Origin of the sequence: Bradyrhizobium sp. SRS-191 (assembly GCF_024586915.1) — a bacterium.
In the GTDB taxonomy this organism is placed as follows: Bacteria; Pseudomonadota; Alphaproteobacteria; order Rhizobiales; family Xanthobacteraceae; genus Bradyrhizobium.
The window spans coordinates 41,291-54,561 of sequence record NZ_JANBVS010000024.1 but is presented as its reverse complement, the minus strand read 5'-3'; the positions used below and the strand labels follow the sequence as shown (position 1 = coordinate 54,561).

12 protein-coding genes are annotated in these 13,271 nt (G+C 66.6%); 6 read left to right on the top strand and 6 right to left on the bottom strand.

Annotated elements, in window-relative coordinates; genetic code table 11:
* Positions 1-89: 89 nt before the first annotated feature.
* Positions 90-794: a hypothetical protein gene (locus tag NLR35_RS30400; RefSeq protein ID WP_257170224.1), complete on the top strand. Its 705-nt coding sequence runs from the start codon at positions 90-92 to the stop codon at positions 792-794.
* 22 nt (positions 795-816) lie between these two features.
* On the top strand, positions 817-1,245 hold the full coding sequence (locus NLR35_RS30395; protein ID WP_257170223.1) for a DUF6915 family protein: 429 nt from the start codon (positions 817-819) through the stop codon (positions 1,243-1,245).
* Here NLR35_RS30395 and NLR35_RS30390 read toward each other — a convergent pair.
* Entirely contained in the window at positions 1,235-2,617 is a 1,383-nt protein-coding gene (locus NLR35_RS30390; RefSeq protein WP_257170222.1) for an AmpG family muropeptide MFS transporter, read from the bottom strand. The genes NLR35_RS30395 and NLR35_RS30390 overlap by 11 nt on opposite strands.
* 87 nt (positions 2,618-2,704) lie before the next feature.
* Positions 2,705-3,949 (bottom strand): DNA recombination protein RmuC, encoded by a 1,245-nt coding sequence (locus NLR35_RS30385; RefSeq protein ID WP_257170221.1) that lies wholly within the window; start codon positions 3,947-3,949, stop codon positions 2,705-2,707.
* A 169-nt stretch (positions 3,950-4,118) separates the two neighbouring features.
* Between NLR35_RS30385 and def the strand changes: the two genes are divergently transcribed.
* The 4 genes from def (at position 4,119) to NLR35_RS30365 (ending at position 8,793) form a co-directional block, all read left to right on the top strand.
* On the top strand, positions 4,119-4,646 hold the full coding sequence (gene def / locus NLR35_RS30380) for a peptide deformylase (protein WP_257170220.1): 528 nt from the start codon (positions 4,119-4,121) through the stop codon (positions 4,644-4,646).
* A 141-nt stretch (positions 4,647-4,787) separates the two neighbouring features.
* Positions 4,788-5,723 (top strand): methionyl-tRNA formyltransferase, encoded by a 936-nt coding sequence (gene fmt / locus NLR35_RS30375; protein WP_257170252.1) that lies wholly within the window; start codon positions 4,788-4,790, stop codon positions 5,721-5,723.
* A 115-nt stretch (positions 5,724-5,838) separates the two neighbouring features.
* On the top strand, positions 5,839-6,576 hold the full coding sequence (gene truA, locus NLR35_RS30370; RefSeq protein ID WP_257170219.1) for a tRNA pseudouridine(38-40) synthase TruA: 738 nt from the start codon (positions 5,839-5,841) through the stop codon (positions 6,574-6,576).
* 159 nt (positions 6,577-6,735) lie between these two features.
* Positions 6,736-8,793 carry a methyl-accepting chemotaxis protein gene (locus NLR35_RS30365; RefSeq protein ID WP_257170218.1) on the top strand — a complete coding sequence of 686 codons (2,058 nt, stop codon included), beginning with the start codon at positions 6,736-6,738 and terminating at the stop codon, positions 8,791-8,793.
* A 19-nt stretch (positions 8,794-8,812) separates the two neighbouring features.
* Here the strand turns inward: NLR35_RS30365 and dapE are convergent, their stop codons facing one another.
* The 4 genes from dapE to NLR35_RS30345 form a co-directional block, all read right to left on the bottom strand.
* A complete protein-coding gene (dapE, locus tag NLR35_RS30360) occupies positions 8,813-9,967 on the bottom strand; it encodes a succinyl-diaminopimelate desuccinylase (protein ID WP_257170217.1) in 1,155 nt (384 codons plus the stop codon).
* A 60-nt stretch (positions 9,968-10,027) separates the two neighbouring features.
* Positions 10,028-10,873, bottom strand: a complete 846-nt coding sequence (dapD, locus tag NLR35_RS30355) for a 2,3,4,5-tetrahydropyridine-2,6-dicarboxylate N-succinyltransferase (RefSeq protein WP_257170216.1) — start codon at positions 10,871-10,873, stop codon at positions 10,028-10,030.
* 352 nt (positions 10,874-11,225) lie between these two features.
* The gene (locus NLR35_RS30350; protein WP_257170215.1) at positions 11,226-11,921 is read right to left on the bottom strand and encodes a pyrimidine 5'-nucleotidase; all 696 of its coding nucleotides are present in this window, start codon (positions 11,919-11,921) and stop codon (positions 11,226-11,228) included.
* Between the two features lie 220 nt (positions 11,922-12,141).
* Positions 12,142-13,209 (bottom strand): DUF1036 domain-containing protein, encoded by a 1,068-nt coding sequence (locus NLR35_RS30345; protein WP_257170251.1) that lies wholly within the window; start codon positions 13,207-13,209, stop codon positions 12,142-12,144.
* Between the last annotated feature and the right edge of the window lie 62 nt (positions 13,210-13,271).

The following is a 13,271-nucleotide window of genomic DNA, read 5'->3' as shown; positions in this document are numbered from 1 at the left end:
TCCTCGCTCAGTCATGGCTGTTGCGCGATGGTCCTTCCTTGCCTCGACCGCCGCGGGTTAGCGTGCCGCGCCGCCGAGGAGAGAAGACAATGCCGTTCATCTACGACGAGTCTGAGCGTGAGTGGCACGACGAGGACTCTGATCCGCCGGATCCGCGGGCCAGCGACTTCGTCTATCTGCCTGCGCCCGAATTTGGCGGGCAACAGGAGCCGGTCCCGTTCTCACTGCTGACGCCTGCAGGTGAAACCGCCGCAGCGCCGGCCGACGCCGCGCCGGCCATGTGGAGCATTTTCTACGGTCTGTTCAGCCGGCGGCGGTCGTCTGCGCAGATCAGCCGTGAGATCCTGGACAACCAGCAGCGCCAGCAGCTGCTGTTCGGGCTCCTGGTTCCGCCGCTACGCGCCGCTGGCGTCAAGCGGGCCTATTGTCGCTACGATGGCGGTCACGACGAGGGATTTTCCTGGCTCGATCACTACGAGAACGAAGCCGGGGATCGCCTCGACCTTGATGCGTTGGTCGCGCGGCTTCTCGACATGGGCGTTCATGATCAGCTGCGTAGGGTGAAATCCCGTTTTCGATCCGCAGCCACCTTCAAGCATCAAAAGCTCGCCGAGTTGCGCGCCGTCATTTCGGATGAGGTGGTCGAGGAGTGGGCGATGCTGCTGTTCGGTGGAGGATACGGGACCGGCGAGTATTGCATGTATGGGGCGTTCTGGGTCGATCTCGAGGCCTGCACCATCATCGATGACCGCAAAGCGGATCCGATCGTGCAGAACATCACGATCGCTAAATAGAGGCGGCCAATCAGAGGCGATCATGGCGCATCCCTATCACCACGCGGTTCGCTCTGCGCGCCTGTTCGGAGGAGAGCCTGCCGACTATCTGGCGATCCACGACTGGTTCGACGAGAGCAAGGCGCATCTCGCCGACGTTCGCCATCGCGCCCTGCGGCACCACAGCGAAGGGATCTTCCTGTGCGAGGCGATCTTCGGTGCCACCCTGACCAACAGCATTGGCAAGGTCGTTCCTGTTCGGACGATCGGAGAGCAGCACGTCAAGGACGATCTCGGGTGGATCCCGACCGTCAAGGATTGGCTGCAACATCTGGAGGTCCAGCCCTGGATGGGACGAACGCCGTTTCGCCCGCAAACCGACGAGCGGCAGGCGGCCGGCGCATCAGACGATCGGCAGCCGCGGGATGATGCGGCTTCGCTGGAGCGCTGGCCTCCCGCTGTCAGACCTTGACCGGTCCCAACGCGGCAAAATGCCCGCGCCGCTGCAGCCACGCGAGCAGCACGAGGCTCGGGATCGCCACTATCACGCAGATTACGAAGAACAGCGGCCAGCCCGTCGCCTTGGCGACGTAGCCTGCACCTGACGACAGGTAAGTGCGTCCGACCGCGGCGAGCGCGGTGAGCAGGGCGTATTGGGTCGCCGTGTGCAGCGGGTTCTTACAGAGGGCCGAGAGATAGGCGACGAAGATCACGGTGCCGATCGCGCTGGTGAAGTTCTCTGCGGAGATCGCCAGCGCCAGCGCCCATTGATTGACGCCAACGATCGCGAGCCAGGAGAACGACAGGTTCGCGAGCGCCTGCACCACGCCGCCGATCCAGAGGCTCGTGGCGAGCGAATAGCGCCGCGCGACGAAGCCGCCGGCAAAGCCGCCGGCGAGCGTGGCGGCGAGGCCGACGCCCTTCACGATCGCGGCGTAGTCGACCTTGGTGAAGCCGAGATCGATGACGAACGGCGCGGTCATGGTGCCGGAGAAGGCGTCGGTGAACTTGAAGAGCACGACGAAGGCGAGCGCGGCCAGCGCATCGCGCCGGCCGAGGAATTCGAGGAACGCGCCGCTGGCGGCATGCACGACACGGGTGAGCGCGGTGTCGGCGCTCATCTCGGCTTCCGCCTGCTTCGACTGCGCCGGCTCGGTCGCGACCAGCGCGGTGATCGTGCCGATCAGCACCAGGGCCGCCATGACGACATAGCCCCACATCCAGGACGCTGGCCGCGACAACCCTGAATTCTCGAACGCGCTGACCACGACGAGCGCGCCGGCCGTCGAGACCAGCATGCCGATGCGATAGGCGGCGACGTAGGACGCCATGCCGGCAGCCTGCTCGCTCTCCGGCAGGCTCTCGACGCGGAACGCATCGACGACGATGTCCTGAGTCGACGACGTCGCGGCAACCAGCAGCGCGGCCAGCGCCACCATGAACGGCGCATGCGCCGGGTCGGTCAGCGCCAGCAGCAGGATCGCGGCGATCAGCAGCAGCTGCGCGAAGAGCAGCCAGCCGCGCCGCCGCCCGAATGCGCGCGTCAGCAGTGGCACATGCAGCGCATCGACCAGCGGCGCCCACAGGAACTTCAGGGTGTAGGGCGTACCAACCAGCGCGAACAGCCCGATCGTGCCGAGATCGACGCCGAGCTCGCGCATCCAGATCTGCAGGGTCGAGCCCGACAGCGCTAATGGCAGGCCGGAGGAAAAACCGAGGAACAGCACCACGAGCACGCGCGGCTGGAGATAGACGGCCATGCTCTCGCGCCAGGTGGGGGCGGGCTGGGCCTCGGGCTTTGCGGCGGTCGCTGCGATGTCGGATGTCGCGTCGGGTGCGGTCATAGGGCGGTGGTAGCAGGATTCGGAGCCACAAGCACCGATGACAGTTTTGTCTGGACTGCCGGCTTGTGCAATACGGCTAACTCGCCGTCACTCCCCCGCCTGCAGGCGTCCAGCCAGCGGAAACAGGTCCGGCGTCGCACCCGTGCCCGGCGCGATCCGCGGCGACTCCACCGCTGCGTCCTGCTTGCTGAAATCCAGCTCCTCGATGCGCGCGGCGCGTTTCTCGATCTTGTCGGCGGAGATCAGGATCTGGCGGACGTCCTCGCCGACGTCGCCGAAATGCTTCTGCAGCTTGAGCACGCGCTCGCGCAGGCGGCCGAGGTCGTCGCCGAGATGGATCACCTCGTTGCGGATCTGGTCGGCGGCATCGCGGATGCGGGCGTCCTTCATGATCTGCTGCATGACCTGGATCGCGAGCATCAGCAGCGACGGCGATACCAGCACCACGCGGGCGCGATAGGCCTTCTGGATGACGTCATCGAACCCGTCATGGATTTCGGCGTAGACCGACTCCGACGGCACGAACATCAGCGCGGTGTCCTGCGTCTCGCCGACGACCAGGTACTTCTCGGCGATGTCGTTGACGTGGCGGAGAACATCGGTGCGCAGGCGCTGCGCGGCGGCACGCTTCTCCTCATCGGTTTCGGCATCATGCAGCGCGGTGACGGCTTCCAGCGGAAACTTGGCGTCGATGCACAGCGGCCTGGTGTCGGGCAGGAACACCACGCAGTCCGGCCGCTTGCCGCTGGCGAGCGTGTATTGGAACGCGTAGCTGCCCTTCGGCAGCCCGTCCTGCACGATCGCCTCCATCCGCGCCTGGCCGAACGCGCCGCGTGACTGCTTGTTGGCAAGCACGTCGCGCAACGTCGAGACCTGCGTGGTCAACTCGCTGAGATCGCGATGGGCGTTGTCGATGATGCCGAGCCGCTCGTGGAGGACGCGCAAGCTGTCCATGGTGTGGCGTGTGGTCTGCTCCATCGACTGGCCGACGCGGTGGGTGACCGCATCGAGCCGTTCGTTGACGCTGCGCGCCAGATCGACCTGCCTCCCGGCGAGCAATTGCGCCATGGCGTCGACCCGGCCCGAGGCCTCGCTCTGCACCCGGATCATCTCGCCGAACCGCTGTTCGATCTCGTCTGCGCGCATCGCCTGCTGGGCGGCGAGCGCGGCGCCGCGCCGCCCGGAGCGCACCACCGCGGCCACGATCATCAGAAGCAGGAGCAACACCAGCACGCCGAACCCGATCAGCGCGTCGCTGGCGCGCACGGGCAGGTCGCCGATCATGACGACGACAGGATTGAGCGCGGGATTCAGCGATTGGCTGGCGGTCATCACCCCCGTCTATCCGATTCGCTCGGTGTCGCGAACGAAGAGAGAACATTTATGGTTAAGGCCGGGTTAAGGAGTATGGTTAACGGATCGTTGAAATTCATGGTTAGCGAAGTCTTAACCGCCCGCCATCACATTGACCGCGCCTGTTCCGCGGCTTAAATCGCGCGCCATGTCCTTAAGAGAAATCATCATCCTGCCGGACCGGCAGCTCCGGCTGGTGTCCAAGCCTGTCGAGAAGGTCACGCCGGACATCCGGCAGCTGGTCGACGACATGTTCCAGACCATGTATGACGCGCCCGGCATTGGGCTCGCGGCGATCCAGATCGCGCAACCCCTGCGCGTCATCACGATGGATCTGGCCAAGCCGGACGCGAATGGCGAAGGCAAGCGCGAGCCGCGCGTCTTCATCAATCCGGAGATCATCGCCAAGTCCGATGAGCTGTCGGTGTATGAGGAAGGCTGCCTGTCGATCCCCGAATATTACGAGGAGGTCGAGCGGCCGGCACGCGTGCGCGTCCGCTTCACCGACATCGACGGTGTGGTTCGCGAGGAGGACGCCGAGGGGCTTTACGCCACCTGCATCCAGCACGAGATCGACCACCTCAACGGCGTGCTTTTCATCGACTATCTGTCGAAACTGAAGCGCGACCGCGTGATGAAGAAGTTCACCAAGGCCGCCAAGCGCGCGGGCGAGTAACGACTAAACTCTCTCTTCCGTCATGCCCGGGCTTGACCCGGGCATCCACGTCTCGCCGCTTGTCTTGGTCGCGCGACGTGGATGGCCGGGACAAGCCCGGCCATGACGGCAGAGCAGAGGCTTTGCAGGGTCTCCGACCACATGCCGCTTCGCCTGATCTTCATGGGCACGCCGGATTTCGCCGTGCCGACCCTGCTCGAGCTCGCCGGCCATGGCCACGAGATCGTGGCCGTCTACACGCGCGCGCCGAAACCCGGCGGCCGCCGCGGCCTGGCGCTGGTGCCGACGCCGATCGAGACCGAGGCGCGCCGGCTCGGCATTCCCGTGTTCACGCCGAAGACGCTGAAGACCGAGGAGGCGCTGGCCGAGTTTCGCGCGCATCACGCCGATGCCGCGGTGGTCGTGGCCTACGGCATGATCCTGCCGCAGGCCGTTCTCGATGCGCCCAGGCTCGGCTGCTACAATCTTCATGCCTCGCTGCTGCCGCGCTGGCGCGGCGCCGCGCCGCTCAATCGTGCGATCATGGCGGGCGATGCCGAAAGCGGCGTGATGGTGATGAAGATGGATGTCGGCCTCGACACCGGGGACGTGGCGATGGCCGAGCGCCTCCCGATCACCGATGCGATGACCGCGTCTGACCTGCACGATCGCCTCTCGCGGATCGGCGCCGACCTGATGGTGCGCGCGATGGCCGCGCTGGAGCGTGGCGGCCTGACGCTGATGAAGCAGGCCGAGGACGGCGTGACCTACGCCGCCAAGATCGAGAAGGCCGAGGCGCGGATCGACTGGAGCAGGCCGGCGCACGCCGTGCTGCGCCACATCCACGGCCTGTCGCCGTTTCCCGGCGCCTGGAGCGAGGTCCTGCTGGACGGCGAGGCGGTGCGCCTGAAGATCCTGCGCTGTGCTCTTGCCGACGGCACGGGCGAGCCGGGCACCGTGCTCGACGAACAACTCACCATCGCCTGTGCCGGCGGCGCGATCCGCGTCACCGAACTGCAGCGCGCCGGCAAGGGGCCGATGAAGGCCGGAGATTTCCTGCGCGGCACGCCTGTCGCGCCGGGCCTGCGCTTCGGCTGATCATATCAGCTCGTCATGAGCGGGCTTGACCCGCGCATCCATCTCGCGAACAAGCTACGTCCCTGGATGGATTGCCGGGTCAAGCTCGGCAATGACGGCGAACTCAGTAGAGGCGATGCCCCGCTACAAGCTCACCATCGAATATGACGGCGCGCCGTTCCATGGCTGGCAGCTGCAGGAGACGCTGCCGTCGGTCCAGGGTGCGCTCGAGGCCGCGGTGCAGGCGACCTGCGGCGTGCCGACCCGCGTGCACGGCTCCGGGCGCACCGACGCCGGCGTCCACGCCACGGGGCAGGTCGCGCATTGCGACATCGCAAAGGGATTCCGGCCCGACAAGCTGCGCGATGCGCTCAACGCGCATCTGCGGCCCAATCCGGTTGCCGTGCTCGACGCCGAGATCGTGCCCGAGACCTTCGAAGCTCGCTTCTCCGCCCGCAAGCGGCACTACCGCTACCGTATCGTCAATCGCCGCTCCAACCTCGCGCTGGAAGCCGGCCGAGTCTGGCGGGTGCCGCAGCGGCTCGATTCCGACGCGATGCACGTCGCCGCGCAGCGCCTGACCGGCAAGCATGATTTCACGACGTTCCGTGACACAGAATGTCAGGCCAAGTCGCCGGAGAAGACGCTCGATCAGCTCGATGTCGTCAGGGACGGCGATGCGATCACCATCCTCACCTCGGCACGGTCCTACCTGCACAGCCAGGTGCGATCCATGGTCGGCTCGCTGGTGTGGGTCGGGCAGGGACGCTGGAGCCCCGACGACCTCGCCGCTGCCCTGGCCGCTCGCAACCGCGCGGCCTGCGGCGTCGTTGCTCCGCCGGAGGGATTGTATCTCGTGAAGGTCGACTACTGAGATCGGTTCCACGGCGGGCCGGCGGCTTGTGTTTTTAACATATGAGAATCTTCGTCCTGATTAGTTCCGGCTGCGCAGCGCAGAACGGACATTCTTAACTCCAAATTGAAATCCTCGCTGGTATCCGGACCTCCAGGCTGCTGTTCAGCGAGGTCCGTCGTGCGCATTCGTCAAGTGTTCCTGCTCTCTTTGCTGCTCGGGGCCGTGATTGGTCTGCTTGCCACCGTGTTGTTCGCCTGGCAGCAACTGACCTCGCTGCAGGCGGCGCGGACCGCGGGCAGCGACGCGCAATTGCTCGCGGCCATGCTTCGGCTGCCCGAGAAGCTCAACATCGAGCGGGCCTGGGTCAACCCGCGCCTCGCATCGGCCAACCCGGCGACGGCCGAGGAACTGGCGGCCCTCAAGAAGATCACCGGTGGATCGGACGAAGCGCTGGCCAAGGCGCGCAGCCTCGCGCAATTGCGCGACGATCTGGCGGCGTTGGACTCGATCGAGCAGAAGCTGAAGTCGCTGCGTGGGACTGCGCTCGACGCGGTGGCCCAGCCCAAGGCGTCTCGGCCTGAGGCGATCGTGCGCGACTACGTGCCGCAGATGTTCACCGTGCAGGAGGCGACCGGCAGCCATGTCGAGGTCATCGTCCGCCGGATCAATGCCGCCAATCCCGCCGTCGGCCAGGCGGCCCGGCTGGCCGTGATCGGCTGGGATCTGCGCGACTGGGCCGGCCGTGCCACGACCACGCTCATTCGCATGATCGCGACCAAGCAGCCGATGGCCGGCGAGCCGGCCGAGGCGCTCGCCGCATTCAAAGGACGCATCGAGCGCATCTGGGCGACAGCCAAGCTCGCCGCGGCAGAGATCGATCAGAAGCCGATCTTCGCGGCGATCGCCGAGGTGGAGAATGGCTATTGGGCGCGCGGCGGCGAACTCTATACATCGCAGGTGGCGCCGAACCGCGGCAAGGTGCTGGAGCTCGACCCCGATCAGTTCCTGCGCTCGCTGTTCCCCATCCTCGACACCATTCTGCCCTTGCGTGATGCCGCGCTCACCGAGGCGCTGCGTCAGAGCGAAGCCGCGATCAGCGAAGCCCAGGCTCGCTTCGTGCTGGCGCTCGTCTTGCTGGTGGTCAACATCGCCGCTGCCGCGCTCGGAACGATCTGGTTCAACGGCCGCGTCATCAAGCCGCTCTCGATCTTGACCGAGCTGATCGAACGTATCGCCGGCGGCGCGCGGGACGTAGCGATCGCCTATCGCGACCGCACCGACGAGGTCGGCACCCTCGCCAATGCCATCGGTATCTTGCAGGAGAAGTCTGCCGAGGCCGACCGGCTGTCGCTGCAGGGCGCCGATGCCGAGGCGCGGCGCGATGCGCGCCGCCAGAAGATCGAGGGGCTCACCCGCCGTTTCGGCGAGGTGATCGACACGCTGTGCGGCCGGTTGAGCGATGCGGCCAGCGGGCTGAAGCAGTCGGCCGAAACGCTCGACGGCTCGGCCAGCACCACGGCGTCCCGTGCCACGGCTGTCGCGGATGCCGCGGCGCAGGCGACCTCCGGCGTCAACACGGTTGCGGCTGCATCCGAAGAGCTCGACGCATCGATGAAGGAGATCACCCGCCAGATCGCGGAAGCCGCGTCGGAATCGTCGAATGCGACCAGCCAGGCGCTCGACACCACCGACAAGGTGCGCACGCTCGCCGGCAGCGCCACCCGCATCGGCGACGTCGTGCAATTGATCCGCGCCATCGCATCGCAGACCAATCTGCTTGCGCTCAATGCGACGATCGAATCGGCCCGTGCGGGTGAGGCCGGCAAGGGCTTTGCCGTGGTCGCCTCCGAGGTGAAGAGCCTGGCGTCGCAGACCAGCAAGGCCACCGAGGAGATCGAGAGCCAGATCGCGGCGATCCAGAACGAGACCGGCAGCACGGTCGCTGCGATCGAGAAGATCGCCGCCGTGGTCAACACCATCAGCGGCGTGACCGGCGCGGTCGCGAGCGCGGTGGCCGAGCAGAGCGCCACGACGCGGGAGATCGCCCGCAGCGTGCAGCAGACCGCGAGCGGCACCAACGATGTCTCGTCCTCGATTGCGCTGGTCAGCGCGGCCGCTGCCGACACCCGCGGCTCGGCACGCTCGCTGCTGGATTCCGCCGCGAGTCTCGCCGGCCAGGCCACCGACCTGCGTCGCGAGGTCGATCAGTTCCTGGCGGAGGTGAAGGCCGCCTGATCAGACTCAGGCGCGCCGCTCACGCAAAATAGCGATCGAGAATGCCGCGATAGATCTTCGTCAACGTCTCGATGTCGGCGACCGAGGCGCGCTCGTCGATCTGGTGCATGGTCTGGCCGACCAGGCCGAACTCGATCACCGGGCAGTAGCTCGAGATGAATCGCGCATCCGACGTGCCGCCGGTGGTGGAGAGATCGGGCCTGCGCCCCGTCACGCTTTCGATGGCGGCGACCGCGAGGTCGGTGAACGGGCCGGGCTTGGTCAGGAAGACATTGGAGTTCGACGGCAGCCAGTCGATGCGGGCGCGGATGCGGTTGCCGCAGGCCTTCGCCAGCCGCTGCTCGACCAGCGCGCGCAGCGATTCCTGGCTGTGGCAGTCATTGTAGCGGATGTTGAACTTCGCCCGCGCCAGGCCGGCGATGACGTTGGTCGCGGTGTTGCCGACATCGACCGTGGTGAATTCGAGATTCGACGGCTGGAATTGCGCGCTGCCATTGTCCAGCGGCTCATCCGAGAGCGCCACGATCAGGCGCGAAATGTCCGGCACCGGGTTGGATGCGCGGTGCGGATAGGCGACGTGACCCTGCTTTCCCTCGACGATCAAGGTGCCGGACTGCGAGCCGCGGCGGCCGATCTTGATGCAGTCGCCCATGACTTCCTGATTGGACGGTTCGCCCAGCACGCAATGATCGAACGTCTCGCCGCGCGCGGCCGCCCATTGCAGCAGCTTGATGGTGCCGTTGATCGAGACGTCCTCCTCGTCCCCCGTGATGAGGAACGAGATCGAGCCCTTCGGCTGCCCGCCGTTGTCCCGGAGATAGTCGAGTGCCGCCGCGACGCTGCAGGCGATGCCGCCCTTCATGTCGACCGCGCCACGGCCATAGATGTAGCCGTCCTTCACCTCCCCGGAGAAGGCGCCAAGGCTCCACGCCGCCTCGTCGCCCGCCGGCACTACATCGGTATGGCCTGCAAAGGTGATGTGCGGCCCTTCGCTGCCGATCCGCGCGTAGAGATTGTCGATGTCGGCGGTGCCGGCTTCCGAGAACGTCACACGGTGGGTCTCGAAGCCGGCCTGTTTCAGCAGGGCTTCGAGCACGCCAAGCGCCCCGGCATCGGCCGGGGTGACGGAGGGGCAGCGGATCAGGTCGCGGGTGATGGTGAGGGCATCGGTCATGCCCTCCGCTTATCATGGCCGTTCGGGCGGCGGCTAGTGCGGCCGCCCGCAGCCGGACGATCAGTCGCGCAGCAGCTCGTTGATCGAGGTCTTGGAGCGGGTCCGCTCGTCGACGCGCTTGACGATGACCGCGCAGGCCGTGCTCGGGCCGATCTGGCCGTTCTTCATCGGCTTGCCCGGCAGCGCGCCCGGCACCACCACCGCATACTCCGGCACCTCGCCGACGAAGGTCTCGCCGGTCCCGCGGTCGACGATCTTGGTCGAGGCGCCCAGGAACACGCCCATCGCCAGCACCGCGCCCTTGCGGACGATCACGCCCTCGGCGACCTCCGAGCGCGCGCCGATGAAGCAATCATCCTCGATAATCACGGGCCCGGCCTGCAGCGGCTCCAGCACGCCGCCGATGCCGACGCCGCCGGAGATGTGCACGCGCTTGCCGATCTGGGCGCAGGAGCCGACCGTCGACCAGGTGTCGACCATGGTGGCCTCATCGACATAGGCGCCGAGATTGACGAAGGACGGCATCAGCACGACGTTCTTGGCGATGAAGGCGGAGCGGCGCACGATCGCGCCCGGCACGGCGCGGAAGGCCGCGTCGCGAAAACGGTTCTCGCCCCAGCCCTCGAACTTCGACGGCACCTTGTCCCACCACGACGCCTGGCCGGGGCCGCCGGGGATCACGCTCATGTCGTTGAGGCGGAACGACAGCAGCACGGCCTTCTTCAGCCACTGGTTGACGCTCCACGTGCCGTCGGTGCCGCGCTCGGCGACGCGCGCTTCGCCCTTGTCGAGCAGCTCCAGCGCGCTCTCCACGGCGTCGCGCACCTCGCCCTTGGTCGAGGTCGACACGCCGTCACGGGCATCGAAGGCGCTGTTGATGGTGGATTCCAGGGCGGACAGTGACATCGGTCGATCCTCGCTAGGTCCCGGGCGCGTCGCCTGGGTCGGTCATGGCCGAGCATGAAGGGCAGGGCGGCTTTTTCGGAGTTTGGGGCAGGGGAGTCAAGGCACCCGCCGTCGTCCCGGACAAGCGGAGCGCCCGGCTGACGCTGTTGAGACGGCGCTATCGCGCGAGCGCGATCCGGGACCCATAACCACAGGGAGATGGATTGGGCACATCCGGAGCCACTTGCGTGCCTTACACATCCGCCTGTGGTTATGGGTCCCGGGTCAAGCCCGGGACGACACCGAATTTGGCGGACCGCCGTCGCGACTCATGACCAGCCAGCCGGTCGCCTGACCGGGACGACGTCGAGGGTTACGCGGCCACCAGTCGCTGCAAGAACGCCGTCAGGTCATCCGTGACATGATCGACATGCGGATCGTCGCGGCCCGACAGCTCCCAGTCCTCGCGCACGACTTCCTTGCTGCCGTCGGGCACCACCAGCACCGTGGTCATGCCGAGGTCGTGCGGCACCACGAGGTTACGGGCGAGGTCCTCGAACATCGCGGCGCGGGCCGGATCGACGTCGTGCAGCCCGAGGAATTTGTCGTAGGTCTCGCGCGCCGGCTTCGGCGTCAGCTCGGCAGCCTTGATGTCGAACACGCCGTGGAAATGCCCGGCGATGCCGAGCCGCGCCAGCACGGCGTCGACATGGTCGACCGAGCCGTTGGTCAGGATCAGCTTGCGCCCCGGCAGCTTCTCGATCGCAGCCCCCATCGCCGGATTCGGCTCCAGCGGCGAATGGTCGATCTTGTGCACGTAGGCCAGGAAGTCGTCGGCGTGCACGCCATGCTCGGTCATCATGCCGCGCATCGTCGTGCCGTAGCGCTTGTAGTAGTCCTTCTGGATGCGGCGCGCCTCGTCGGCATCGACCTTCAGCCAATTGGACACGAATTCACCGATCCTGATATCGACCTGCTGCCACAGATTGACGTGATGCGGATACAGCGTGTTGTCGAGATCGAACACCCAGGTGTCGACGTGATCGAAGGCGCGGGGGGATTTTGTCATAGGTGCCTGGGTCCAACATGTGTCGCGTCATCATGCCTGGATGGGGCAGCATCCTCCGCTGTCGTCCCGGCGAACGCCGGGACCCATACCGCGTGATCTGTCTTGAGGCATGATGGCTGATGCCGGTGGCCTACACCACGGCCGGTGGTTATGGATCCCCGCGTTCGCGGGGATGACAGCTGAGGGTGCCGCTGCATACGGGCCAACATTGCTATGCCCATCACGGCAACGCAAACCGCAGCGTCTTGCCGCCGCGGGTGATGTCGACGGCGGTGAAGCCGGTCGCGGTGAAGCCGCGGCTGGGACAATCGCCCTGCTCGGTGGTCTCGAACTTGTTCTCGCGGGTGCAGAGCTGCACCAGGCCGCCCCAGTTCAGCGGCTTGTTCTTCAGCTTGATGGCGCGGTTCTCGTCGTCGACCGCTTCCGCAAAGCTGTACACCTTCTTCGGCTGCCCCGTGATGTCGGGATGCAGGCACTTGCCGGCGTCGATGCGATACCAGCCGCGGCTGACCACGGTGCGGCCGTCATCGGTGCCGACCGCCGCCATCACCTTGTGCGGGGTATCGTTGCACCAGGTCAGTCCCACCGGAGACGGCGTCTGCACCGCGTCGACCATCGTCGCGAAGAATGTCGGCTGCGCCACGACATCGGACGCCAGTCCGCGGCTTTTCAGGAACGCTGCCAGCGCTCCTTGCGTCTTCGGCCCGTCAACGCCGTCGATCGGCGAGGCGTCGTAGCCGGCGATCCCAAGCAGCCGCTGGATGCCGGCGAGCCGCGCCTGCTCATCGTCATATTCGGCGCTCTCGGCGAGATAGGCGATCAAGGTGCCGTCATCGGTCTTGGTCGGCGTCACCTGCGTGAACGCGGCCGGCGTCTGCCCGGTGCGGCATTGCCGCGCGGCGGCGATGACGAAATTGTCGGACGCCGCCACGCAGAGCTGATCGTTGCCGTTCTCGGCCATCGGCGAGGCGCCGTACAGGCTCAGCGCGCGCGCATGCAGCAGGATGCGATCGGCCGTCATCGTCCCCTGCAGCACCACGCGGCAGGTGGCCGGATCGAGCCTGAACCAGCCGCGCGTCGCGGTCGCCGCCTTCTCGTCGATGCCGATCGCGGCCTCGACGACGTAGCTCATGCGGTTGCAGAGCTTGAGGTCGGCGCGGGCGGGGGTGGCGAAAGCTAGGAGTGGAAGAAGGATGGTCGCCAAAGCGAGCCAGCGGCCCGTGTTCACTGACTTTGCTCGTCCACATCTCTCTCCGTCGTCATGGCCGGGCTTGACCCGGCCATCCACGCCTTTTTCGCCACCGGAGAGAGCGCCGTGGATGCCCGGGTCAAGCCCGGGCATGACGAGAG